Source organism: Nostoc sp. LEGE 12447 (assembly GCF_015206985.1).
Lineage (GTDB): Bacteria > Cyanobacteriota > Cyanobacteriia > Cyanobacteriales > Nostocaceae > Nostoc.
In genome coordinates this window covers 78,755-102,071 of sequence record NZ_JADEXT010000015.1, presented here as the reverse complement: position 1 = coordinate 102,071, position 23,317 = coordinate 78,755, and the positions used below count along the sequence as shown (strand labels likewise).

Annotated in this window: 26 protein-coding genes; 17 read left to right on the top strand and 9 right to left on the bottom strand. The window is 40.9% G+C overall.

The features are described from left to right. Positions 1–24: 24 nt before the first annotated feature. A complete protein-coding gene (locus IQ274_RS17150; protein WP_163927320.1) occupies positions 25–525 on the top strand; it encodes an acyl-CoA thioesterase in 501 nt (166 codons plus the stop codon). Between the two features lie 103 nt (positions 526–628). On the opposite strand, the gene IQ274_RS17145 is transcribed toward IQ274_RS17150, so the two are convergent. Continuing rightward, positions 629–826: a hypothetical protein gene (locus IQ274_RS17145; protein ID WP_114083805.1), complete on the bottom strand. Its 198-nt coding sequence runs from the start codon at positions 824–826 to the stop codon at positions 629–631. 340 nt (positions 827–1,166) lie between these two features. On the opposite strand from IQ274_RS17145, the gene IQ274_RS17140 reads away from it, so the two are divergent. Next, entirely contained in the window at positions 1,167–1,580 is a 414-nt protein-coding gene (locus IQ274_RS17140) for a DUF2127 domain-containing protein (protein WP_194142947.1), read from the top strand. A 153-nt stretch (positions 1,581–1,733) separates the two neighbouring features. Here the strand turns inward: IQ274_RS17140 and dxr are convergent, their stop codons facing one another. Beyond that, positions 1,734–2,930, bottom strand: coding sequence for a 1-deoxy-D-xylulose-5-phosphate reductoisomerase (gene dxr / locus IQ274_RS17135; protein WP_163927224.1), 1,197 nt, complete (start codon positions 2,928–2,930; stop codon positions 1,734–1,736). Positions 2,931–3,388: 458 nt separating this feature from the next. Between dxr and IQ274_RS17130 the strand changes: the two genes are divergently transcribed. The 4 genes from IQ274_RS17130 to IQ274_RS17110 all read left to right on the top strand — a co-directional run bounded on the left by IQ274_RS17130 (position 3,389) and on the right by IQ274_RS17110 (position 9,338). Next, positions 3,389–4,696 (top strand): mannosyltransferase family protein, encoded by a 1,308-nt coding sequence (locus IQ274_RS17130; protein ID WP_194142946.1) that lies wholly within the window; start codon positions 3,389–3,391, stop codon positions 4,694–4,696. Positions 4,697–4,740: 44 nt separating this feature from the next. Then, positions 4,741–6,672, top strand: a complete 1,932-nt coding sequence (locus IQ274_RS36585; RefSeq protein ID WP_228058233.1) for a DMT family transporter — start codon at positions 4,741–4,743, stop codon at positions 6,670–6,672. Positions 6,673–6,950: 278 nt separating this feature from the next. After that, on the top strand, positions 6,951–8,021 hold the full coding sequence (locus tag IQ274_RS17115; RefSeq protein WP_322745238.1) for a hypothetical protein: 1,071 nt from the start codon (positions 6,951–6,953) through the stop codon (positions 8,019–8,021). Positions 8,022–8,072: 51 nt separating this feature from the next. Then, positions 8,073–9,338 (top strand): mannosyltransferase family protein, encoded by a 1,266-nt coding sequence (locus tag IQ274_RS17110; protein ID WP_194142945.1) that lies wholly within the window; start codon positions 8,073–8,075, stop codon positions 9,336–9,338. Between the two features lie 37 nt (positions 9,339–9,375). Here IQ274_RS17110 and IQ274_RS17105 read toward each other — a convergent pair whose 3' ends face one another. Continuing rightward, entirely contained in the window at positions 9,376–10,944 is a 1,569-nt protein-coding gene (locus IQ274_RS17105; RefSeq protein WP_194142944.1) for an ArnT family glycosyltransferase, read from the bottom strand. Positions 10,945–11,029: 85 nt separating this feature from the next. Between IQ274_RS17105 and IQ274_RS17100 the strand changes: the two genes are divergently transcribed. Further along, entirely contained in the window at positions 11,030–11,575 is a 546-nt protein-coding gene (locus IQ274_RS17100) for a DUF2079 domain-containing protein (RefSeq protein WP_194142971.1), read from the top strand. A 10-nt stretch (positions 11,576–11,585) separates the two neighbouring features. Here IQ274_RS17100 and IQ274_RS17095 read toward each other — a convergent pair whose 3' ends face one another. Beyond that, on the bottom strand, positions 11,586–11,726 hold the full coding sequence (locus tag IQ274_RS17095; protein WP_416209840.1) for a hypothetical protein: 141 nt from the start codon (positions 11,724–11,726) through the stop codon (positions 11,586–11,588). A 214-nt stretch (positions 11,727–11,940) separates the two neighbouring features. On the opposite strand from IQ274_RS17095, the gene IQ274_RS17090 reads away from it, so the two are divergent. Further along, positions 11,941–12,507, top strand: a complete 567-nt coding sequence (locus IQ274_RS17090; protein ID WP_194142943.1) for a hypothetical protein — start codon at positions 11,941–11,943, stop codon at positions 12,505–12,507. A 301-nt stretch (positions 12,508–12,808) separates the two neighbouring features. On the opposite strand, the gene IQ274_RS17085 is transcribed toward IQ274_RS17090, so the two are convergent. After that, on the bottom strand, positions 12,809–15,277 hold the full coding sequence (locus IQ274_RS17085) for an ATP-dependent Clp protease ATP-binding subunit (protein WP_069071487.1): 2,469 nt from the start codon (positions 15,275–15,277) through the stop codon (positions 12,809–12,811). On the opposite strand from IQ274_RS17085, the gene IQ274_RS17080 reads away from it, so the two are divergent. After that, complete coding sequence (locus tag IQ274_RS17080) at positions 15,227–15,412, top strand: hypothetical protein (protein ID WP_167755962.1); 186 nt, start codon at positions 15,227–15,229, stop codon at positions 15,410–15,412. The genes IQ274_RS17085 and IQ274_RS17080 overlap by 51 nt on opposite strands. Before the next feature lie 276 nt (positions 15,413–15,688). On the opposite strand, the gene rimI is transcribed toward IQ274_RS17080, so the two are convergent. Continuing rightward, positions 15,689–16,240 (bottom strand): ribosomal protein S18-alanine N-acetyltransferase, encoded by a 552-nt coding sequence (gene rimI / locus IQ274_RS17075; RefSeq protein ID WP_114083813.1) that lies wholly within the window; start codon positions 16,238–16,240, stop codon positions 15,689–15,691. 92 nt (positions 16,241–16,332) lie between these two features. On the opposite strand from rimI, the gene lysA reads away from it, so the two are divergent. The 6 genes from lysA to IQ274_RS36575 all read left to right on the top strand — a co-directional run bounded on the left by lysA (position 16,333) and on the right by IQ274_RS36575 (position 20,424). Then, positions 16,333–17,778, top strand: coding sequence for a diaminopimelate decarboxylase (gene lysA / locus IQ274_RS17070; protein WP_194142942.1), 1,446 nt, complete (start codon positions 16,333–16,335; stop codon positions 17,776–17,778). A 220-nt stretch (positions 17,779–17,998) separates the two neighbouring features. Continuing rightward, a complete protein-coding gene (gene cdaA, locus IQ274_RS17065) occupies positions 17,999–18,922 on the top strand; it encodes a diadenylate cyclase CdaA (protein ID WP_163927212.1) in 924 nt (307 codons plus the stop codon). Next, positions 18,919–19,668 (top strand): isoprenyl transferase, encoded by a 750-nt coding sequence (locus tag IQ274_RS17060; RefSeq protein WP_012412222.1) that lies wholly within the window; start codon positions 18,919–18,921, stop codon positions 19,666–19,668. Before cdaA ends, IQ274_RS17060 begins: the two co-directional genes overlap by 4 nt. A 79-nt stretch (positions 19,669–19,747) precedes the next feature. Then, positions 19,748–19,987 carry a hypothetical protein gene (locus IQ274_RS17055; RefSeq protein WP_194142941.1) on the top strand — a complete coding sequence of 80 codons (240 nt, stop codon included), beginning with the start codon at positions 19,748–19,750 and terminating at the stop codon, positions 19,985–19,987. After that, the gene (locus IQ274_RS36580; RefSeq protein WP_202985780.1) at positions 19,984–20,133 is read left to right on the top strand and encodes a PIN domain-containing protein; all 150 of its coding nucleotides are present in this window, start codon (positions 19,984–19,986) and stop codon (positions 20,131–20,133) included. Before IQ274_RS17055 ends, IQ274_RS36580 begins: the two co-directional genes overlap by 4 nt. 60 nt (positions 20,134–20,193) lie before the next feature. Next, complete coding sequence (locus IQ274_RS36575) at positions 20,194–20,424, top strand: putative toxin-antitoxin system toxin component, PIN family (RefSeq protein ID WP_202985779.1); 231 nt, start codon at positions 20,194–20,196, stop codon at positions 20,422–20,424. 110 nt (positions 20,425–20,534) lie between these two features. Here IQ274_RS36575 and IQ274_RS17045 read toward each other — a convergent pair whose 3' ends face one another. Next, positions 20,535–20,807, bottom strand: coding sequence for a DUF3143 domain-containing protein (locus IQ274_RS17045; protein WP_069071493.1), 273 nt, complete (start codon positions 20,805–20,807; stop codon positions 20,535–20,537). 28 nt (positions 20,808–20,835) lie between these two features. Next, on the bottom strand, positions 20,836–21,360 hold the full coding sequence (locus tag IQ274_RS17040; RefSeq protein WP_194142970.1) for a J domain-containing protein: 525 nt from the start codon (positions 21,358–21,360) through the stop codon (positions 20,836–20,838). Between the two features lie 139 nt (positions 21,361–21,499). Here IQ274_RS17040 and IQ274_RS17035 point away from each other — a divergent pair, with 139 nt between their 5' ends. Beyond that, positions 21,500–21,859 carry a type II toxin-antitoxin system Phd/YefM family antitoxin gene (locus IQ274_RS17035; RefSeq protein ID WP_163927208.1) on the top strand — a complete coding sequence of 120 codons (360 nt, stop codon included), beginning with the start codon at positions 21,500–21,502 and terminating at the stop codon, positions 21,857–21,859. Beyond that, positions 21,856–22,158 (top strand): type II toxin-antitoxin system RelE/ParE family toxin, encoded by a 303-nt coding sequence (locus IQ274_RS17030; protein ID WP_163927206.1) that lies wholly within the window; start codon positions 21,856–21,858, stop codon positions 22,156–22,158. The genes IQ274_RS17035 and IQ274_RS17030 overlap by 4 nt, the downstream gene beginning before the upstream one ends. 55 nt (positions 22,159–22,213) lie before the next feature. Here IQ274_RS17030 and IQ274_RS17025 read toward each other — a convergent pair whose 3' ends face one another. Next, a complete protein-coding gene (locus IQ274_RS17025; RefSeq protein ID WP_163927203.1) occupies positions 22,214–23,209 on the bottom strand; it encodes a DnaJ C-terminal domain-containing protein in 996 nt (331 codons plus the stop codon). Positions 23,210–23,317: the final 108 nt, after the last annotated feature.

Genomic DNA, 23,317 nt, shown 5'->3' with positions numbered 1-23,317 from the left:
TTATAGGTGCTTAAAAAAGTGAAAATGTCACAAGAAAAACCCAGCCAACCAAAATTACCACCCACCACTGCCCTTGACAATCCATCAAGTCATGAATTTGGGAATTGGTTTGAATATCCTCTAAGAGTGCAACCCCACCACACTGACTATGCTGGTGTTGTCTGGCACGGTTCTTATCTAGCTTGGATGGAAGAAGCGCGGATTGAATGCTTGCGATCTATAGGGATTGAATTTGCTGATTTAGTTGCGATAGGTTGTGATTTACCAGTTGTAGAGCTGTCGTTGCGTTATCATCGTTCAATTCAATTGGGTATGGCAGTGGTAGTAAAAACGCGCATGGCTGAGGTAACAGGTGTCCGAATTAATTGGGATTATGCCATTGTCTCAACTGATGGGCAAGAATTATACGTTACTGCCAAGGTGACTTTAGTAGCTTTAGATCGCGAAAGAGGCAAGATTATGCGTCAGTTGCCGCCAAGTTTTAAGGATGCATTAGCCAAGATTTCAGCATTAAATAATGATTGAGGAGTACGCTATGTCAGAGTTTGACTATCCTTAATAAGTTGCTAAAGTAGGGGCAATTCATGAATTGCCTCTACTTGTCTAGTAATATAATTAATCTTACTTTTTACTTGCCACTTTGGATATTTGATAAACTTTGAGTAAACTGCATGATGTGATGCCAAATATCTTGCGGAGTAATGCCAAAACTAATGTTTAATAAAATCAGAATTGCGGCAATGGTTAATGCGTTCTTCAGAGTGGCTTTCAACAACTTCCACAATATTACGAAGACAATCCAAGCTACAATCAACGTAGCAATCATAATATATAAATTCCTTAACAATAGCCCTTACCTGAAAGGATATTTATTCAGAAAGGGTAATTTTATCTGAACTAAAAATTACTAGTGCTAAAGCTATTAGACCTAATTTTAAATAGCTACTAAAGCCAAAATTTTTTGTCTAACTGTACCAATGTCATATTATCTGAAAATGAGACAATAATTCAGATGAGAGGCAACTTATTTGGCAATTTGGCAGAATTTATGCAATATTTTTTACTGGCAGCTTTGTATTAATCATTACAATAATGTAACCGTTATATTTTTAGAAAGATATATTTTGTTCGATTTCTAACGAATCAAAAGGCTCAAAGTAGAACGTATGACCACAAAAATATATACCAAACTTGGAAAGTGGTACAGCCTAGTATATTTATTGTTAGTTGCCCTAGCTTGTGCAACTGGTGCAATGATAAATTGGATTATAACTCGAAGTCAGACTGCTGGTGGTGAGACATCTTTTGCTACAATATTTTTTCTAGCGATCGCTTCTGTGGTGGCGGTTGCCGCAATAGTTGGAATATTTCAAGAAAAGATGTGGGCAAAATGGATTACACTGGGAATCTATAGTTGGTATATTTTTGGTAATGTTTATTCAATCATCCAGCCATCTTTATTAGGCTCATTGGGAATAGATGCAAGAGGCTTTAAAGTAACGCATCTAATCGCTTTACTTTTCCCGGTTTTAGGAATTATTTTCTTATTAGAAAAGCCAAAAACAAATGTCTCTAGTTAATCAATAGGTTTTTCAGATAAAGAGTCTAGTAACACATGGTAGAGGATGGGAAAAAATGAATTTAGCTGTTAGCCTTCAGGCTAATGCCGAAGGCTAAATAAGAATTGGTCAAAAGCCAGAAAATCTGCCTTTTGGGTATCTGATTGAAGGTTTTTATCGCAGAGAAATTATCCGCGAGTGAGTTTCTAATTTTTCAGTCGCTGTTAAAACTTCTTGTCTTGCCCATTTATCTGCTGCCAAAATGTCATCTAAAGAGGGATTTGCCCGGTTATCATTTTGATGGCGATCGCACACCAATTCGATACACCGGGGAATATCTAAAAAGCGAATTTTTTCATCTAAAAATAAAGCTACAGCTTGCTCATTTGCAGCGTTTAACACAGCTGGCATCGAACCACCAGCTTTACCCACAGCATAAGCCAACTGCATACAAGGATACTTTTGGTGATCTGGTTCCCGGAAGGTTAAATTTCCAGCTTTGACTAAATCTAGTCGTTCCCAGTTGGTATAGATGCGATCGGGCCAAGATAGAGCATACAGTAAGGGTAAGCGCATATCAGGCCAACCGAGTTGGGCTAAAACGGAAGTATCTTGCAGTTCAATCAGCGAGTGAATAATGCTCTGGGGATGAATGACAATTTCGATATTGTCATAATCCAACCCAAACAGGAAGTGAGCCTCAATTACTTCCAGTCCTTTATTCATCAAAGTAGCAGAGTCTACTGTGATTTTCCGCCCCATCGACCAATTAGGATGCTTGAGAGCGTCAGCAACGGTTACATCTGCTAACTTTTCTACATCCCAGTCTCGGAAAGCCCCACCAGATGCAGTGAGCAAGATTTTTCGCAAGCCAGATTTTGGCACACCTTGGAGACATTGAAAGATTGCTGAATGCTCAGAATCGGCAGGGAGTAATTTTACACCATGTTTTTCGACTAAGGGTAGAACCACAGGGGCCCCAGCAATCAGGGTTTCTTTATTCGCTAAGGCAATATCTTTACCTGCTTCAATAGCTGCGATCGTGGGTAGCAAACCAGCACAACCAACGATCCCAGTGACAACAGTTTGAGCATCGCCATAGCGAGCTACTTCTATCACTCCAGCCTCACCAGCCAGTAGAATCGGTTGGGGATCGAGGTCAATGATTGCTTCTTTGAGCGCTGGTAATTTATCTTCTGAGCAAATTGCTGCTATTTTCGGTCTAAACTGCCGAATTTGAGCAGCCAACATCTCTACATTATTCCCAGCTGCCAATCCCACAATCCGAAACTGATCTGGGTACTGAGTGACAATATCTAAAGTCTGAGTACCAATAGAACCAGTGGAACCAACAAGAGTAATCGCTTTCACAATTGCTTAAGGATTTACAGACAACTCCCACTATAAATTGCTGGGGACTCTTTCATAACAGCAACCACTATAATCGATACACTGACGCAGACAAGTAGAGACTCAGTGAGGGGGAGATCGGGGATACAAAGGGAAATTTATCCATGCTTTCCTGGCTGCGCCAACCCCAATCGGTTGATTTTAACTCCATAGACTGCTAGCCATAAAGTACTAAATTTGCTCAAATTTCATATAACTAGACAAAAAATGTACTTATAAATACTATATTTTTAAAGATAAACTCTGAGAGAATTGGCAAAAGTAACCAAATAGGAAATAATTTCAATTAATTGCTAATTTGTCCAGTTTGTTAATTATGTTGGTGGAGGATTTAATATGCAAAATGTTACTCATAAATTGCTGTGTTACAGCCATAGGTAAAAGGATGCAGAAAGGAGTTTGTTGAAGTACTCAACCCTATGGTCAAAGTTCAAATAGTTATAAAAAAAGTTTTATGGAAAAATGATTTCCTATTTCCAGCAGCAATATGGCTTGCCAGTCGAATATTCATCTGGACTGCTATGTTGCTGGTTGCGCCAAAACTACCGTTACCACCAGAAGAATTTTTGCCTCATTTTGGCTGGGGGGTTTTTGATGCCTGGGATAGTATGCATTATCGAGCGATCGCAACTTCTGGATATGAATTTGTGAATGACGGTAAGCAACATAATCTTGCCTTCTTTCCCCTGTTTCCCTTAAGCATCTGGGTTTTGATGAAACTGGGCTTGCCGTTTGAATTAGCAGGTACGTTAGTCAACAATCTGGCATTTTTCGCAGCGCTTTACTGTTTGTATTTTTGGGTTAAGGAGCATTATGGTATCAATGCGGCGCACTGGACTGCTGCTGTAGTTTCTTTATATCCATCATCCATGTTTACGGGGGTGGTTTACACAGAGGGGCTGTATTTGTTTTTGAGTACATCGGCTTTGCGGGCGTTTGATCAAAAGCAGTATGGCTGGACTGGGCTTTGGGGAGCGATGGCGACAGCAACACGTCCTACAGGTATGGCACTAATTCCAGCATTAGCGATCGCAGCGTGGAAAGAACGCCGACCACCCATAGCCTATATTGCTGGTTTTGTTACTGCCACTGGCATACTTCTATTCAGCTTTTATTGTGCGATTTATTTTGGCAACCCTTTAGCTTTTATCGAAGCACAACGAGGATGGCGGCCCAATCTGGGGTTTGATTGGCAGGGTTGGTTAAATATGCTGATGCAAATTATAGTTGGCACAAAAAACTGGCAATATGGTTGGATTCAAAAACCATCTGGTGGGATTGCAGACCCCTGGTATCTCTTGTTATTAGGCGTGATTGTTACCAGTGGCTATCTTTTATGGTGCTTCCGTCAACATTTGAATTTTGTGAAATTATTCTATAGCTTTTATGCTTTACTCTTATCTCTGTTGTTCCTAGCAAGCGAAGAGTGGATCAATAACTTGCTCAACTTATTCATGGTCTTGGGTGGTGGCTATGTGTTATGGCGCTTACGCACGCAACTGACCGCAGTTACCGTTATTTATGGCTTTTGCGGTATTGGTTTGCTGCTAGCTTCGGGAGGTACTATCTCCTTGAGCCGTCTCGCTTATGGTATTGTGCCTTTGAATATAGCCATTGGTGTGCTGCTATCTCGCCATCCTCGTCAGGGATATTTAATCTTGGGCGCTTTTATGACACTACTAGCCAAAATAGCTGTAGGATTTGCCCAAGAACGTTGGGTTGGTTAGAGGTTTGATTCTTTATTGGTGAGAAGTTGAATTTAAATTCCTTAATGAATGTATCCAATCAAAGGAAGATAGCCCTAGCTGCATTATTTGTCGGTGTAGGTGCCATCTCTTTTGGCTCTATTTTCGTGAAACTGAGCGAAACTCAACTCAGCCCTAATGCCACTGTCTTTAATCGCTTGTGGCTTGCTAGTATGTTCTTCTTGCTCTGGAACGGATACAAGGCTATACGTCAGCGACTTTCCTTAGACAAACCTGAAGAACAGCAATTTTACACCAGCCAGGATTTCTGGCTACTGGGAAGCGCTGGGATATTTTGGGCTGGCACTTTAGTCTCTTTGGCTTGGTCGCTGACTGAAACTAGTGTTGCGATCTCTAGTGTTTTACATAATCTCGCTCCCATATTTACTAGCTTAGGGGTGTGGCTGTTATATCGTAAGAGTTTTGAGAGCCAATTCCTGATTGGGATGGTCATCGCCCTTGGGGGAGCGATCGCTATAGAATTTGAGGAGTTGCAAATCGCCACAGACGAAGTTCAAGGGGGCTTTGCTGCGATCGTTTCTGCGGTTTTCTTGAGTGGATACCTGCTAATCGTAGAAAAATTACGAACTAAATTTTCTCCGGCCACAATCCAGTTGTGGATCAGTGCGATTAGTGCCCTAATTATCTTACCCGTACTTTTGTTTACTCAAGATCAGCTTTTCCCTTCTACAGTCAGTGGGTGGCTGTGGGTAATTTCCTTAGCGCTGATCTGCCAAGTTTTAGGTCATGGGCTTTTGACCTATTGCCTTGCCAAGTTTTCCTCTGTGGTTGTTTCATTGGTGCATCTGTTAGAGCCAGTATTTAGCGGTATTTTCGCTCTGATAATATTTTCGGAAAAATTAACTTTCTCGAATTGGATAGGTTTCGCTGTAGTTTTAATGGGTTTATACTTAGCCGTATCTAGCCAAGGTGTTGTTAATTTCCCGTTCCAGAAATCAGTTACAAATATAGTTAACACTTTCTTTAAAAGTATGACGAGCAAACTGTCATTACTAAAGCAACAATTCTCCGAAACACCAGCTTTATTAGGAACTGCATCATTATTATTTGCCCTAATTCCCATATCTTTAGCACCATCTCTGACTAAATTATGTCAACAAGAAATTGGTGCAAATGCTGTAGTATTTCATCGCAGTTGGATCGCCACAATTGTCTTTGCCTTGTGGAATTTACTTGAGGCTTTCCGTAGCCAACAATCTGAGAATGAACCTATAGAAAATGAGCCTTTTACCAGTCAAGAAGTGTGGCTATTGTTGGCAATGGGAACCTCTGCTGGAACCTACCTTCTTTTGTGGGCTTGGTCGCTGAGTCAAACTAGTGTTGCTAATGTTGCTTTACTCTCTAATTTGAACTCCTTATTTGTTGCTTTGGCTGGATATGTGTTATTCGGTCGGCGCTTCGATAACAGATTCGTGATTGGACTGGTCATAGCCTTGGCAGGAGCGATCGCATTTGAACTCAATAAGGTGCAATTTGCAACTGATCAAATACTGGGTGATACCTTAGCATTGTTAACTGCCATTTTCATGGCTACGTGTATGCTGCTGATAGAACGACTTCGAACCCGTTTTAGCACGGCAACTATCATGCTGTGGCGCTGTGGAGTGACAACAATGTTTCTACTACCCGTACTCCCATTCCTGGAAGATCGGCTGTTACCCTATTCCTGGACGGGTTGGTTTTTCATCATTTTCCAAGCCCTCTTCTGCCAAGTATTGGGTCAGGGACTTTTAGCTTATAGCCTCAGCAGAATCTCCTCAAGCGTCGTCGCCGTCACACTTCTTCTCGAACCAGTCTTAGCTTCCATTTTTGCTTGGTTCATTTTTTCAGAACAGGTAGGTTTGTTTGATTGGGCAACTTTCGCCGTAGTTTTAGTGGGTATCTATCTAGCGCAATCTAGCCAATCCATTGTTCAAATAACAAACGAAGGATCTTAGTATAGAGCTTCCGGCACGCTGAAGCGAACGCTAATACACAAAAATCATGAAAAATCAATAGTTTTAACCCCACGAGATGGGAAAATTTTTTGTAGCCGCGATTTCTAATCGCTTTCTCTTGATTTAATATTTCGACACCGCCAAATTGACTGATACAATTTATAACGAAAACTTCCGGCAATACATTATTAAAATTGGTGAAACATCAGTTCAATAGGCTGTTAAACTCTTTCCCATTCCAGGTTAATAGATACTTTACTATTGGTATTATATTAGCAGTGGTAATTCGATTAGTTTGTGTTCCGAGTAAATCGCTTGATTATAAATATTTTTTAGAGCCTTGGTATGATTTCATTGCTTCTCATGGCGGCTTCAGCTCTCTAAAATATAGTTTTGCCGATTACACACCCCCTTACCTCTACTGGATTTTAATCTCTGCAACCCTGCTGTCTGGATTACCGAAAATCTTCGCCATCAAGCTTTTTGCTATAACTGTTGATTTTCTTTGTGCCTTTTTTACTTACAAAATTGTCAAACTAAAATACCCAAAAGGGAAAATACCAATTTTTGCTTTTTTGGCAGTTATATTGAGTCCAAGTGTTATTTGTAATAGTGCAATTTGGGGACAATGTGATGTTATCTATACAACAGGATTGGTTGCCTGTATTTATTTTTTATCTCTTCAAAAACAAGTTTTAGCATTAATTAGCTTTGGCATAGCACTTTCTTTTAAGTTCCAAGCTATGTTTTTAGCACCTTTATTATTAATAATGTTGCTAAAAAAAAGAATTTATTGGTATTATTTACCATTGATTCCATTAGTATATGTAGTTTTAATATTGCCAGCTTACGTTGCAGGCAGACCAATGTCAGAATTGCTGCTAATCTACTTTAACCAAGCTAATAAATATAAAGAACTCACTAAAAATGCACCTAATATTTATCAATGGATTCCCAGTAATTTTTATAATATTGTTTTTCCTATAGGTTTAGCCTTAACTATATCTGCGATATTTTTATTTGTATACATTGTCTATAAAAGTAGACTAGAAATTACTCAAGATAGACTGATACACTTAGCGACAATATCAGTTTTCTTTATGCCATATATCCTACCCAAGATGCACGACAGATATTTCTATCCTACCGATATATTTTCTCTTATCTTTGCCTTTTACTTTCCTCAATATCGTTGGGTAGCTATCGTAGTACAAATGTCATCATTTTTTGGCTATTTGGGAACTCCTATATATATCCAATTGTTTTCTATACCTTTAGGTTTTACACTCTGGTTTGTTGTGCGAAATTGTGACATGATTTATCCAAAATTAAAAGCTGAATTTTTCTAATGCATCATTTCTAATGCATCAATTAAAAGTTAATTTATCTATTTAAAAGAAATGAATGTAGAGAAAAAAATTTTGCCGGGTGGCTTATTTTTTGTCATAGCAATGTGGTTTTCTAGTAGACTTTTAATAGTAATCGCTATGTTACTGATTGCCCCATTATTTCCAAGTTCATCAAATGGCGTTATTGCCACATTCAGTTGGGATGTTTTTCATGCTTGGGATAGTGTTTGGTATGAGAAAATTGTGACTTCCGGTTATGATTTCTCTAGTGAAATAAAGGAAATTCACACAGTTGCATTTTTTCCTTTATTTCCATTGTTAAGCCGGATCGTTATGTTCACTGGCTTGCCTTTTAAAGTGGCAGGTATATTAGTTAATAATTCAGCTTTTTTAGCTGCCTTAATCATACTTTATTTTTGGGTGCAGGAGCTTTACGACACAAGCACAGCACGATGGGCGACAGCTACTTTAGCATGGTGTCCTTATTCTCTTTATGGAACTGTAATTTACACCGAAGGTCTGTTTTTGTTGTGTACCACATCTGCCTTACGAGCTTTTGATAAAAAGCAATATATTTGGGCAGGATTCTGGGGAGCATTATCTACAGCAACCCGACTACCTGGAGTTGCTCTTATCCCCGCTTTTGTATTTGTTTCTTGGAAAGAACGTAGAGGTATAAAAGCATATATTGCCAGTTTAACTGTTGGTTTTGGTATATCTCTGTATAGCCTTTATTGTCAAATTAAATTTGGTGATGCTTTGGCTTTCATCCATGCACAAAAAGCGTGGCGTGGTGATGCAACAGGGTTTGCTTGGGAAGGTTGGTGGAAGATGCTGATGCAAATTACGGTAGGTTTCACTAATTGGAAATCTGGTTATATTAAAGACCCTTTATATCCGTTATTATTTTTAATAATTATTGGTAGCGGCTATTTATTATGGCGCTTTCGTATATATCTGGGAATAAGTAAATTCCGCTATGGAGTATATTTTTTATGGCTATTGTTGTGGTCATTGACAGGAGATGAATTATTTAAAATCGCACTAGTTTTTGGCGGTATTTATTTACTATGGTTATCACGCGCTAAAATTCCCCTTGTTACTGTTATCTATGGGTTTTCTTCCTTCGCTTTGATTTTAAACACCGGGATTACAGCCTCGGCTGAACGCTATGCTTACGGTATTGTATCGCTGTCAATAGCATTTGGGTTATTACTTGCTAAGTATCCTCGCTGGGGATACCCAATTATGTACTTTTTTGGAATACTAATGTTTACATTTTCTATTCGATTTGCCCGCGATCTTTGGGTAGCTTAGGCTTAATTATTAATTTTGGCTCATGAATTCTATTTTGTTAATTTTTGGTAATTAGTGTAAATCCGTTAACTGCACCTATAATTTTACTACCAGTTAAATTTATTTGCTGTAAAGCCTCATTGTCTAATAGCAAATAAGATTTATTAGATAGCATTTTTTGTAGAAGTGGCACAGTTGTAGCAGTTACTTTGCAATCACTATAGAAATCTAAACTAGGACGACTATAAGCAAAAGAAGTATAAATTTGTGTTCCTGGTAAAACATTTGCCCGAATTAATGCTGCTACTGGTTTAACTGGAAAAGCTTCATTCAATTCCCAAATCCATGATTGCGAACTTACCAACAGGGTTAACACTAAATACATCCCTGCAAATAACACTGGAATAAAGTTGCGATCGCGCTGTTTAACTAGCCATGCTGCGATACCCATACTTATTACCAAAACAATGCTCATGACTATCAAAATAAGCTGTTTCTTAATAAAAAAGTAAACACAACCTCCTAAACCAGCAATAGAAATAATAGCCAAAAATATTGTCCAGCTTCGCACTCGAAAATGACGATTCTGCCAAACTTCGCTCAAATTAGCACCAATTGCCAAGGCTAAAAATGGATATACAGGCATGACATACCACGGAAGCTTAGTTCTCATAAAAGAAATAGTTCCTAAGTAAATAATTGTAACCAAAAGAACTAGAGAACCCCAAGTTTCATAACGTTTTTTCCAAGCTAGATAAAGCCCTCCAGGTAAAAATAACAGCCAGGGAAAACCATATTTGAGTAATTCTAATAAATAGTACCAAACAGGCCCACTATTACCTTCAACAGTTTGTGTAAGGCGGTCAAAAGCTTGTGCTTGAAAATGCACCTCTAAAAAAGTATTACCATAATGTTGCCATTGGGCAATATACCAAGCGATCGCAGGAGCATTTCCTAATAAAATTCCTACCCATAGATAGGGAATTTTCAACAAAGCTAATTGCCGATCTGCAAGCAAGAATAAACAGGCTATCGCCCCCAATAGTAAAACTATCGTTCCCTTAGTCAGAATAATTAACCCCAAACAAAATCCCACACCTAGAGCATATTTTCGGTTCTGACGTGCCTTTAAAAGACAAAATAACAGCAATAAGAAAAAAGAAATAGTCATCCCATCTAACATTGCCAGTCGTCCATGACGCACCACAGGCAACATTGTCAAGTAAACTAAAGCAGCAAATAGAGCAGGTAAATTTTGTTTAAAAGCCAAACGCCCCACTAAATAAAGCAAAGGCACACCCAAGGCAGTTAAAATCGCACCAGGTAAGCGTGTGGTTAACTCTTGCACTCCTCCTAGTTGGTAGCACAAAGCAATTAACCATTGCATCAAAGGCGGTTTTAATAAAAATGGTTCTCCCTGAAGGGTGGGATAAAGCCAGTTACCAGTCCGGTAAATTTCTCTGGCAACTAGAGCGTAAGTACCTTCATCCCAGTCTCGTAAAGGGGAGTTTCCCAAAAATATCAGCCATAGAACTAGAGATATTACCAGCAAGCTAAATAACCATTCTTTTGGTGCGAAAATTATAGTTCTTTTTGTGAATAGCTTTACAATATTTGGGCGATACATTTAAGGCTGATTAGGTTAGTGAATAATATTGCTAATTATGTATCTAAAATACTCACGATGAATACTTTTTTGATCCCTACAAGGAATAAAGCCTTTAGTAGGTGCTATTCCTTGTTTGGCACTCAACATTCTGGCTGATTACCAACCTCAAAAAGACTTGGTACATCAGTACTCTATTCCAGCAATGCCATTCCTGTTATTGGCGGTAATTTCTACTCTCGCCGCAGGTAGGAGATGGCTACAAAATAGACGGGGGATTATCCTGTGGTCATTGGTGGCGTTTTTAAGTCTGGCAAAATTTACCCATTTTGGAGGTAAGTACTTGGTGTCTATAAATACTTATCAAGCTACACAAGAAGCGATCACTCAGGTTCAAACTCAAGGAAGTGTTTACACTACGTCACAAATTGCTCCTCATTTAAGCCATCGCAAACTGATTACTTTGACCAGTGCCGATTTCCCAACTGCTAATTTAGATGCTTTTGATTATATATTGCTTAATATCCATCAACCTGGCTTGCGAAGTAATCAGGAGTTTCCTGTTAACTTGGTCAATCAACTTAAAAATAATCAAAAATTTAATTTTAAATATCAGGGTGATGATGTGTATTTGTTTGTCAAAGTGCCTTGATAAGTTTTAGTTAAGCAGCCAATAAGTTTGCTGGATAGTCACCAGCTTCACCACTACTATAAGCATGGGATTTCACTTCCGGCGACATTTCGACAATTTTTCCTTTGAGTAGTTCAACTTTGCGATCGCTCAAAATGCCAGCGTCAATCATGCGGTGATATTGTCAATTGTCCACTTCGTTACAATCACGTCATGACGATTGATTCCAATAATTCTTTATATTCTTCCATTTTAAAAGGACTTCAGGTCTGATCCAGAATCAATCGATTGATTGAAGATAAAGACACACTAGAAAGCATGTGATAAAACTGATATACAGGCTGGGGTTATAGCTTGGTAAGTATAAAATAGTCGAGTATGCAATTATGTTAAGAGAAATTTTGTTGGCGTTGGCGCAGCCCGCCGTAGGCATCGCTACTTTTGTTGTTCCCTTGACTAGTTACACCCATAATCAAGTAACTGCTACCACTACTTACTATCAAATTTCTCAGAATACTAATAATCAATCAACAGGAATAACTATTGAACGTCTAGGAATAGGTGGAGTAAAACTTTCTATGTCCGAGGCACAAGTCAGAAAAATTTTAGGTAAACCTGTAAAAGTAGAAAATGGTTTTATACCTGCTATTGGTAAAGTTCGTACTCTTAAATATGCAGGCATCACACTTGATTTAGATGAAGGTGCTAAACCAGGTAACTTTACTGTTTATCAAATTAAAGCAACTAGTTCTAAATATTCGACCATAGATGGACTAAAAGTAGGTGACAGACAATCAAAAGTGATTAGAACCTATGGAAAAACTGAAATATCTCAAGATGGTAAAGTTACCAATTTAAATTATATAGTTGAAGAACCCAGCCCTGGAGGTTTAAATTTTTCTGTTGAAAAAGGTAAAATAACAGAAATTTTCTGTTTTTATCTGATGAATTAAGCCATTTTTACAATTAAGCACCAATGCAATTTTAATCGCCTCACTTCATCTACAGAAATCTCCCAATTCAATTTCATAACTTCTAAATAACTATCAAAACTGGATCAGGAAAGCTAAAACTCTTCAATTGTTACCAATCCACCCTCGATAATAGTGAACAATATACTACCGCAGACCAAATGCTACTAGATCCAAATTTGAAATAGTTAATGAATATTTAGTGAATAAAAAACGGTAGAGCAATAAATACTCTACCGGTTTCTAATTTTTTATTTGAGATTTAAATCCCAAACCCTAAATCTTACTCAACACCTTGGGGTAACAATTCCCGGCGCTGTTGAGAACTAACTTGCACAATACCATTTTCATCCACATCAACAAGGGCTGTATCGCCATCTTTGATACGACCAGACAGAATTTCTTCTGCTAGGCTATCTTCTAACAGGCGCATAATTGCCCGACGTAATGGCCTTGCGCCGTAGCTGGGACTGTAACCTTCTTGGATCAAACGATCCTTGAAGCGGTCTGTGACTTCTAAGGTGATACCCTTTTCTGTCAGACGACCAAATACTTCCTTGAGCATAATTTCGGCGATTTGGGTCACTTCCGGCTTGTTCAACTGACGGAAGACGATAATTTCATCGAGTCGGTTGAGGAACTCTGGACGGAAGTACTGCTTGAGTTCTTCGTTGACCAAAGAGCGAATCCGGTTGTAAGTTGACTCGCTGGCATCTTCGGAGAATTCAAAGCCGATACCGCTACCGCCTTTTTCAATTACCTTAGAACCAATATTGGAAGTTAAAATCAGCAAGGTGTTCTTGAAGTCTACCGTGCGACCTTTGGCATCAGTTAACCGACCGTCTTCCAAAATTTGCAACAGCATGTTGAAGACATCGGGGTGCGCTTTCTCGATTTCGTCGAACAACACCACGGTGTAAGGTCGCCGCCGCACGGCTTCAGTCAGCTGACCACCTTCGTTATAGCCAACATAACCTGGAGGGGAACCAATCAGCTTGCTGACGGTGTGACGCTCCATGTATTCGGACATATCTAAGCGGATCATCGCTTCTTCGGAACCGAAGAAGTAAGCAGCTAAGGATTTCGCCAACTCGGTTTTACCTACACCAGTAGGCCCAGAGAAGACAAAGCTAGCTATGGGTCGATTGGGATTTTTCAAACCGACACGAGCGCGACGAATTGCCCGTGAAACTGCTTTCACAGCTTCATCTTGACCAATTAAACGCTGATGCAAGGTGTCTTCCATGTGCAGCAGCTTTTCAGATTCAGATTCGGTGAGTTTGTTCACCGGTACCCCAGTCCAGGAAGCGACAATGTGAGCAATGTCTTCTTCTGTAACTACAGGTTCTTCACCTTCTGTGCCTGTTGCATTGGTCTTGCTTTGAGCGATCGCCCGGATTTCGGCTTTGATTTCCATTTCGCGATCGCGCAGTTCTCCAGCTTTGTCAAAGTCTTGAGAGCGCACTGCATCATCTTTTTCTTTTAATATCTGACGCAGTTCTTTGTCTAACTCTTTGGCTGCGGGTGGCAGTTGGGAGTTAATCAAGCGCACTCTAGAACCAGCTTCATCAACTAAGTCGATGGCTTTATCTGGGAGGAAGCGATCGCTAATGTAACGGTCTGATAACTTCGCCGCCGCCACTAATGCTTCGTCGGAGATTTTCAGTTTATGGTGTTGCTCGTAGCGTTCGCGCAGACCATATAAAATTTCAATTGTTTCATCAACTGTAGGTTCGCCAACCATCACTGGTTGGAAACGCCGCTCTAGCGCTGCATCTCGCTCGATGTGCTTCCGGTATTCATCTAGGGTTGTAGCACCGATGCACTGCAACTCACCTCTGGCCAAAGCTGGCTTGAGGATATTTGCTGCGTCTATAGCACCTTCGGCTGCACCCGCACCAATTAAGGTGTGTACCTCATCAATCACGAGAATGACATTACCCGCGGAGCGGATTTCATCCATGATTTTTTTCAAGCGTTCTTCAAATTCACCCCGGTACTTGGTTCCTGCTACGAGCAAACCAATATCCAGCGTGACGACGCGTTTATCTTCAAGGATGTCAGGGACATCTTTAGTGGCAATGCGTGAAGCTAAACCTTCAGCGATCGCAGTTTTACCAACCCCTGGTTCCCCAATCAGCACTGGGTTATTTTTAGTTCGGCGACCCAATATCTGAATCACCCGCTCAATTTCCTTGGCGCGTCCCACCACTGGATCGAGCTTATTGTCTATCGCCATCTGGGTCAGGTTTGAGCCAAATTCATCCAGAGTCGGGGTTTTTGTGCGCCCGGATGAGCCGCCTGGTGAAACTTCGGCAGTTTCTCCCAACATACGGATGACTTGGGTTCTTACCTTAGATAGATCCACACCGAGGTTTTCTAGCACCCTGGCTGCGACACCTTCCCCTTCGCGGATTAGGCCCAACAGCAGATGCTCGGTGCCAATGTAGTTATGCCCCAGTTGGCGTGCTTCTTCCAAGGAGAGTTCTAGAACTCGCTTTGCCCGTGGCGTAAACGGAATTTCCACGGCAACAAAGCCTGATCCCCGTCCTATAATTTTTTCAACTTCAATTCGGGCATCTTTGAGATTGACGCCCATCGATTTCAGCACCTTGGCAGCCACTCCAGTGCCTTCGCCAATCAGACCCAGGAGGATCTGCTCGGTTCCGACAAAGTTGTGACCTAAACGGCGGGCCTCTTCTTGGGCCAGCATGATTACCTTAATGGCTTTTTCTGTGAAGCGTTCAAACATGGCATTTTTCCCATCACCTGCGGTCGTGCCGGTATGCTGATTTTAGCACAGGCAAAGCTTTTGGATGCCTGTATAACAGATTATAGACATCCTGAAGCTATGACTTTAGTTGATGGGCTAATTGTTAACTATTGACTGCTTTTATTTGGCTAGTGTACTGAGGAGCTTTAGTTCACCAGCGTTTTTGGGACTTTTTGAGATTTATTACAAATAGCTGACTGCTTATATTGAGAGTTTATTCACTTAATCCCAAACATCTACATATACCACATACACCTGTAAATATCAAGCATAATAAGCTTATATATATTTTCCTTATAGCTTATAGATTATCTATAGAATATTTAAATCTAATTAAGCGCAGCAAAGTTGCTTTTCTTGCTGAAGCTGATCGCAAGCCTTTAATTCCAACTACTTAAAAAGTAAGTGCCAAGAGGATTTGCTAAGGCGATCGCTGATTGTGGCATACCACTGGTCTAAAGTTGTTTGAAATTTGGAGTGTTGTAAATCGGGGAGCCAAAGGATTAGCGCATCCTCACCGTTATCTTGGTAGTAACCCCGCCGCCGTCCGGCTGTTTTGAAGCCAAATTTTTGATATAAAGATATTGCCGCCAAGTTGGAAGCTCGGACTTCGAGGGTAGCTCGCTCCATTCCGCGATCGCAAGCTGTCTTAAGGAGTGAATATAGTAAAGCCGCACCTAAACCTTGACGGTGATATTGGGGATGAACCGCCAAAATTGTAATGTGGGCTTCCTCTAAAATTGACCAAAAGCAACCCATTCCTAACAAACTAACGTTGGAGAATGGGGAAAATAAACCGAGTAAATCGCTGTTGGGGCTATCCAATTCTCGTTTGTAGCCTTCCATTGTCCAAAGTCCGCCAAAACAGGCTTGATCTAGTTCCAGAATTGCACTGAGATTATCTGGTGTCAGTAATTTAATTTCTAAGTCTAATGAGATCACATTTATTGAATAAGATTACAAACCCTTTGTAAACTGGGAATCGGGAGACGAACTCAAAGCCCGTAATTTGAACAAGGACAACTTTTATATTTATGGTATCGACTCACCCCACTGGGGTTCAACATTCTGGAAGTCAATATTTACCTCAAAGGCGCGACACTAACCCAAATCTCTCGCCTAATCAGGAACTTTTACCCCTAACTGCTAGAGTTCATAATCATGACTCCCTAGAAATTGGTGAATGTGATGTCACAACCCTAGTTAAGCAATTTGGTTCACCTTTATATATTTTAGATGAAGAAACCCTGCGTTCAGCTTGTCAGCAATACCGAGATGCTTTCAAGCAGTATTACAAGGGCGAATCTCAAGTATTGTACGCCTCAAAAGCTTGGAATTGTTTAGCAGTTTGTGCGATCGCCGCATCAGAGGGTTTAGGAATCGATGTAGTTTCTGGTGGCGAACTTTACACCGCCCTACAAGCGGGTGTTAATCCTAATAAAATCTACCTCCACGGCAATAATAAATCTCGTGAAGAATTAATTTTAGCGATCGAGTCTGGTGTCACCATTGTGGCGGATAACTGGTATGAGTTGCGTACCCTTGTGGAAATAGCAGGGGAGCAAGGGAGCAGGGGAGCAGAAGGAGAAAATGTTACCTCATCCCCTCTGCCTATACGTATCATGCTACGGCTAACTCCCGGTATTGAATGCCACACTCACGAATATATCCGCACCGGACACTTAGATAGCAAATTTGGCTTTGATCCCAACGATTTAGATGAAGTTTTTACCTTTGTCAGTCAAGAAACCGCCCTTAATTGCGTAGGAGTACATGCTCATATTGGTTCCCAAATTTTTGAGCGCCAACCGCATCAAGATTTGGCTGCTGTCATGGTGCAGTGGCTGCGGGATGCCGGAAAATATGGTTTAAATATTACAGAGTTAAATGTTGGTGGTGGTTTGGGGATTAAGTATACAGAATCAGACGATCCTCCCAGCATTGAAGAGTGGGTGAAGGCAATTTGTGAAGTTGTCCAAGAAGCCTGTGCGGTCGAAAATCTGCCTTTGCCGAAATTACTGAGTGAACCAGGGCGATCGCTAATTGCCACAGCTTGCGTCACTGCCTATACTATTGGTTCATCCAAAGTTATTCCAGAAATTCGTACCTACGTAGCGATCGATGGGGGAATGTCCGATAATCCTCGCCCGATTACTTACGAATCAATTTATCGGGCAGTAGTTGCCAATAAAATGTCTTCTCCTTTAACTCAAACAGTCACAATTGCTGGTAAACATTGTGAATCAGGAGATATTCTGATTAAAAATGCTCTACTCCCAAAGACTGAACCAGGAGATATTCTCGTAGTTATGGGAACTGGTGCGTACAATTACAGTATGGCATCTAACTACAACCGCTTGCCTCGACCGGCAGCAGTTGTAGTGGCGAATGGCGAAGCAAATTTAATTTTGCAACGTGAAACTTATCAAGACTTAATTCGACAAGATAGCCTACCAGAAAGGCTAAAAAATAGTCATTAGTCCTTGGTCATTGGTCATTAGCTAGGAGCTAAACCCCGTCTATTTTGAAACCTAGAGTTTTTGAAGAGAGTATATTATTCTGTCGTGGCTTGAGTTTTGAACTTTAGCCTCATTACAAAAAACTACGGTTTTCACAGTAGACGCGGTTTAATAACAAATGACAAATGACAAATAACAAATGACTAAATGTAATTAGAGGCAAAAGTGTAATCCAGATGTCATGAGAGATTGGTGGAAGCAATGGCTGATAAACCTGGGGTGGTCACAGTCCTTGCTGCTTGGGACTCTGGATATTGTGTTAGTGCTGGCGCTGACTTACATGATACTAGTTATTATTAGTGAGCGCCGAACACTGTGGATGGTGCGGGGATTCATTATTTTAATGCTAGCCTCAGCACTAAGTGGCAGATTAGGACTACCTCTGCTAAGTTTTGTACTAGAAAAGTTGGTGATTGGTTGTGCTGTAGCGATGGCAGTTGCTTTACAGTCAGAGTTTCGGCGGTTTTTGGAGCAATTGGGGCGTGGCGAATTCCGCCAGTTGTTTCAACCCGATCGGCTGGCAATCCCCAAATCTGATAGTGTAATTGATGAAATTGTTGAGGCTGTTAAAGAATTGTCAAAAAACCGGATTGGAGCTTTACTAATTGTGGAAACCACAGGGCCAATTGATGAGCGAGATTTTTCTGTGCCAGGAGTAAAGCTAAATGCGGAGGTTTCTAAAGAACTAATCCAGACAATTTTTCAGCCGAAAACTTTGTTACACGATGGAGCGACATTAATCCGTGGCTCACGGATCATATCATCGGGTATAATTTTACCACTTTCGGGACGCACAGCCTCGCGCCAGTTGGGAACACGCCACCGGGCGGCAATGGGAATTACTGAGCGGGTCGAAAATTGCATTTGTGTCGTTGTATCTGAAGAAACGGGTTCCATTTCCTTAGCGGAACGGGGAACTCTAAATAGACCACTGACGATTAAGAAACTAAAAGAGTCATTAGAGGCTCTTTTGTCACCAACCGTGGATAGGGAAGCTGTTGCTCCTGGTCTGTTGAGTTTTGTTCGTCGGATAGGTGGGAAGACACTAGCACTGGTTTCACGTTTACTCGGATTACCATCGACCGCTTCTCGAGATAAAAAATGACAGCACAACAAACTAAACTGCAAGATTTGCCTACTGACTTAAAACGAGAACTATTGCCGCAGCACGTTGCGGTGATTATGGATGGCAATGGTCGATGGGCTAAACGTCAGGGTCTACCTCGAATTATGGGTCATAAGCGAGGAGTAGATGCTCTTAAGGATTTACTTCGTTGTTGTCAGGATTGGGGGATTCAGGCGCTGACAGCTTATGCTTTTTCAACGGAGAACTGGAAAAGACCTCAGGAAGAAGTGGATTTTTTGATGACTCTGTTTCAAAGAGTTTTGCGCCAAGAACTGCGGGAAATGGTCGAAGAGAATGTTCAAATTAAGTTTGTCGGAAATTTGCAGGCTCTGCCACGATCGCTCCAGCAAGAAATATCCCGTTCAATGGAAGAAACCAAGGATAATCGCGGTATCCGGTTTTCAGTGGCAACTAATTATGGCGGACGGCAAGAAATTTTACAAGCTTGTCAAGCGATCGCAAAACAAGTCCAGCAAGGTCTGCTACAACCCGATGAAATTAATGAGCAGGTGTTTGAGAGCCACTTGTATACAGCAGGAATCACTGACCCAGATTTGTTAATTCGCACCAGTGGAGAAATGCGTCTCTCAAATTTCCTTCTCTGGCAAATGGCTTATGGAGAAATTTACATCACTGATGCTCTCTGGCCCGATTTTGATCGCGCCGAGTTTCATCGCGCCTTGTGTGCCTACCAGCAACGTGAGCGGCGATTTGGGAAAGTATAAAATAGTACGTTTGCTGCGCCAGTAGGATGCGTTAGCGATGCTGCAAGATCGGCGATCGCACTAAAATTTAATAAACTCAATGATGGCTACTGATATGGTATCGATTCCTATCACGCTGGCACAACTCATTACAGCTGTGCAACAGTTGCAACCAGACGAACGGGCACAGGTTGCCAGAGCCTTGCTTCTAGTGGATTTACGTTCAGATTTGACCGCTTTAATTCAAGAATTTTATGCTCAACCCCCCGTTGATGACATTACAGACGGTAATATCATGGCTGAAATTAAGGCTGTGCGCCAGCAAGCTCACCAAACATGATGTTCCGAGTGGTCATCGACACTAACATTTGGATTCGTATTTTGCTGAAAGGGCGAGTTACATTGCCCATCTTGGAAGCATTTAATGAAGACAAATTCCAGTTGGTGATGAGTCAACCCCTAATGGAAGAACTTCATTTAGTTTAGAATCGCCCCCGGTGAAGAGAACGGATTGACCCAATTATTGCTATTCGCCTTGAACAGCAGTTGCAGCACCGAGCAATATGGATTGAGTTGGAAACGATTCCTCCTAATTGTCGAGATCCCAAAGATTTAGCTGTGCTTGCTACGGCTATTGATGGCGAAGCGGAGATTATTGTGTCTGGGGATGATGATTTACGTGCTGATGATGAGTTGAGGGCGGTAATGGCAACTTATGGCATCCGATTGTTGGGTGTTCATTCTTTTTTGAAATATCTGGATGAAAGAGATGGGTAAAGATTATCATCTACCATTCCATTAATGCCCACTCAACAAGATCGGCGACGTACTTTAACATGATTGCGGCTTGATTTACGTACCCTTTTTACGGTGAATAGTACTTAGCACTATGGCCCAGAAAACACAGCTTGTTCTACGTCATCCCGACTCAGGGAATACTTGAATGAACGTTGGATATCTTGTCCATTTTCCCCAGATTGGACATATCGCACTACGATTTGCTCAACATCGAGCCATAGTTCAGCTTTCCAACTAGGCCGCTGCACATGCCAGCAATGCCTCTGGGTGTCGTCTTGTTGACAGCCTTGGTCTTTTAACCACTGTTCAATTTGTGGCAGGGGATGATTATATAGGGGAGTATCAGAGGGAAGAAGAGGCATAGGGATTTGGGATTTGGGATTAAATTTTTTAATTTTTAATTACCATAAAGGTAATTAGTTGCGATACATAGTTAATCTGCTGTTGTGCAGATGGGGTTGACTGTAGCAAACGGGTTTCAAAAGCAGCATCACCACGAGTTAAGCCAATGGCAACTGCTAATAACAAACAACCTACAAATGTTAACACCAGCATAAATAAAGCAAAAATTTCGCCAGATGATAAAGGGCGATCGCTAGCATCAAGGTAAGCTGATTTTGACCAGTCATGAGAACGCGAGACCGGATGATTCGAGTCAGGGGGTGGTTGAATCACTCCAAAGCGGGAATAGCCAATTTTTAAATCGTAGCTTAATCGCCGTTCTGGATGGCTAAGGGTGGCGTAGGCTTCATTGATTTGCTGAAATTTGGGAGTGGCGATCGCAGTAGGCAAGTCTGTAGTATCAGGATGATAGCGTTTGCTCAGTTCTCGATAAGCGCGACGAATATCAATTACTGATGCCGAGGGATGCAGTCCTAGCAGGGAGTAATAAGTTGGTTTACTGCTTTGTGGCATTGCCCCGTTCTGATTCACGGCTGTTTGAGTCACTTTGCTCAAAGATATTTTTTATATTTTAAATCCTTTGTGAATTGCAGAAGACACAGCAGGTCTAGCATCTGATAAGATATCTTAATAAAGCATTTAATTAGATGCGATGCAGATCAAAATTAATCTCGAAAATATTCAAACTCTTACCGACTTTAAGCGTAATGCCAAAGATTACTTAGAACGGATCAAGGTAACAAAGTCTCCGATTGTACTAACGGTGAATGGGAAAGCTGAGGTTGTGGTGCATGAAGCGCAAGCGTTTCAACAGATGATAGATGAACTCCAGCGCCTTGAAGAAGAACTGCAAAAACTCAAGTTAGAAGCATTACGCAGTCAGATTGACATTGGTATGAAGCAACTCGATAGTGGACAGTATACTGAATATAACGACGAGTCACTTCCAGCTTTTTTTGCAAATATTAAAGCACTAGGACAGCAAAATTTGGCTAACAGCGATTCTGTATGAGTCGATTTCGTATTTCTACTCAAGCAGTGCAAGATATTGAGGATATATGGAAATATCTTGCTCCAAATAACTTAAAAGCTGCTGACAAACTTTTTGATATTTTGCGAGAAAGCTTTCCAAAACTGGCCAAATTCCCCAAAATGGGCAGGCTACGAGATGAAGTGGCTCCTTTTTTGCGAAGTTTCCCGGTAAAGAATTATTTAATTTTTTATCGTCCAATAGACGAAGGCATAGAAATTGTACGTATCTTGCACGGTTCACAAGATATAGAAACGATTTTTCAAGATGACGAAGACTAATTAGAAATTAATCTTTGCTCTGGTCAATAGCTTCATTAAGATTGATATTTTATCCCTAACGTATTAAATCAGCACGGGGTTTAAAAGTTTCAATTTGCCGTAACTTTTCGTACAATTCCTGTTCTTCTTGACTAATATTTTTCGGTGTAACTATTTGAATTTCTACTAATTGATCGCCACGTTTACCGTCATCGCCGGGGTAGCCTTTATTCCCTAGTCGGAATTTTTGACCAGACCTAACTCCTGGAGGAATGGTCATTTTCACTGGGCCATCCAAAGTTGGTGCTTCTACCTGTCCTCCTAAAACTGCTTCGCTGGGAGTAACTGGTACTTGGCAAAGAATATTTAAACCTTCTAGCTTAAATAATGGATGAGGCTCAACGGTAATTTTTAAGTATAGATCGCCACCACCAACACCTTGGTTTCGCAAACGAATGGTTTGACCTGTCACCATCCCTAGTGGCATATTAACTTCTAGCGATCGCCCATCTTCCAAACGAATGCGTTCATTACCGCCTTGATAAGCTTTTTCTAGTGGTAGCGTTAATCTGGCTTCTATATCTCGGCGGGTAGTGCGAGGTGGAGTGTTAACTGTATAGGCAACTTTTGTTCTGGGGGAACGAAACGGATCGCTAGTATTGCCATTACTAGACTTACTGGCCCCACTCTTATTTTTGACACCGATAACTTGATTAATAAAGCTTTCAAAGTCGGAGAATTGACTTGGATCTACGTCTTGATTGCCGTTGCGATCGCTAGCGCCACTCTGCCAAGTTTTAGCCTTTGGCGTTTGTTTGTTGCCTGCAAAGCCTTTTTGCTTCCAGTAGCGGCTAAACTGGTCGTATTGCGATCGCTTGGCTGAGTCTGAAAGGACTTCATAAGCCTCGCCGATATCTTTAAATTTTTCCTCAGATTCTTTGTTACCCGGATTCAGATCGGGGTGATATTGTCTTGCTAACCGCCGATAAACCTTTTTAATTTCCTCACCAGAAGCGTCTTTAGATACTCCTAAAATTTCGTAGTAATCGCGGAAATTCGGCAAATTTTGCATAGTTAGTTATTTAAATTTTAGATTTTAGATTTTGGATTAATTAGAAGTTAGGAGTTAGGAGGTGAAAAATTAATTTTTTAGCTTTTAACTTCTACTTCTCACTCTTAT

Coding starts and splice junctions, on each gene's coding strand:
- IQ274_RS17095 (WP_416209840.1), bottom strand. CDS start 11,726: ATGATTGACGCTGGCATTTTGAGCGATCGCAAAGTTGAACTACTCAAA.
- cdaA (WP_163927212.1), top strand. CDS start 17,999: ATGAGAGATTGGTGGAAGCAATGGCTGATAAACCTGGGGTGGTCACAG.
- IQ274_RS17040 (WP_194142970.1), bottom strand. CDS start 21,360: ATGCCACAAAGCAGTAAACCAACTTATTACTCCCTGCTAGGACTGCAT.
- IQ274_RS17140 (WP_194142947.1), top strand. CDS start 1,167: ATGACCACAAAAATATATACCAAACTTGGAAAGTGGTACAGCCTAGTA.
- IQ274_RS17090 (WP_194142943.1), top strand. CDS start 11,941: ATGTTAAGAGAAATTTTGTTGGCGTTGGCGCAGCCCGCCGTAGGCATC.
- IQ274_RS17085 (WP_069071487.1), bottom strand. CDS start 15,277: ATGTTTGAACGCTTCACAGAAAAAGCCATTAAGGTAATCATGCTGGCC.
- IQ274_RS17145 (WP_114083805.1), bottom strand. CDS start 826: ATGATTGCTACGTTGATTGTAGCTTGGATTGTCTTCGTAATATTGTGG.
- IQ274_RS17060 (WP_012412222.1), top strand. CDS start 18,919: ATGACAGCACAACAAACTAAACTGCAAGATTTGCCTACTGACTTAAAA.
- IQ274_RS17130 (WP_194142946.1), top strand. CDS start 3,389: ATGGTCAAAGTTCAAATAGTTATAAAAAAAGTTTTATGGAAAAATGAT.
- IQ274_RS17025 (WP_163927203.1), bottom strand. CDS start 23,209: ATGCAAAATTTGCCGAATTTCCGCGATTACTACGAAATTTTAGGAGTA.
- IQ274_RS17110 (WP_194142945.1), top strand. CDS start 8,073: ATGAATGTAGAGAAAAAAATTTTGCCGGGTGGCTTATTTTTTGTCATA.
- lysA (WP_194142942.1), top strand. CDS start 16,333: ATGGTATCGACTCACCCCACTGGGGTTCAACATTCTGGAAGTCAATAT.
- IQ274_RS17030 (WP_163927206.1), top strand. CDS start 21,856: ATGAGTCGATTTCGTATTTCTACTCAAGCAGTGCAAGATATTGAGGAT.
- IQ274_RS36585 (WP_228058233.1), top strand. CDS start 4,741: ATGAATGTATCCAATCAAAGGAAGATAGCCCTAGCTGCATTATTTGTC.
- IQ274_RS17150 (WP_163927320.1), top strand. CDS start 25: ATGTCACAAGAAAAACCCAGCCAACCAAAATTACCACCCACCACTGCC.
- IQ274_RS17105 (WP_194142944.1), bottom strand. CDS start 10,944: ATGTATCGCCCAAATATTGTAAAGCTATTCACAAAAAGAACTATAATT.
- IQ274_RS36580 (WP_202985780.1), top strand. CDS start 19,984: ATGATGTTCCGAGTGGTCATCGACACTAACATTTGGATTCGTATTTTG.
- IQ274_RS17055 (WP_194142941.1), top strand. CDS start 19,748: ATGATGGCTACTGATATGGTATCGATTCCTATCACGCTGGCACAACTC.
- IQ274_RS17035 (WP_163927208.1), top strand. CDS start 21,500: ATGCAGATCAAAATTAATCTCGAAAATATTCAAACTCTTACCGACTTT.
- IQ274_RS17045 (WP_069071493.1), bottom strand. CDS start 20,807: ATGCCTCTTCTTCCCTCTGATACTCCCCTATATAATCATCCCCTGCCA.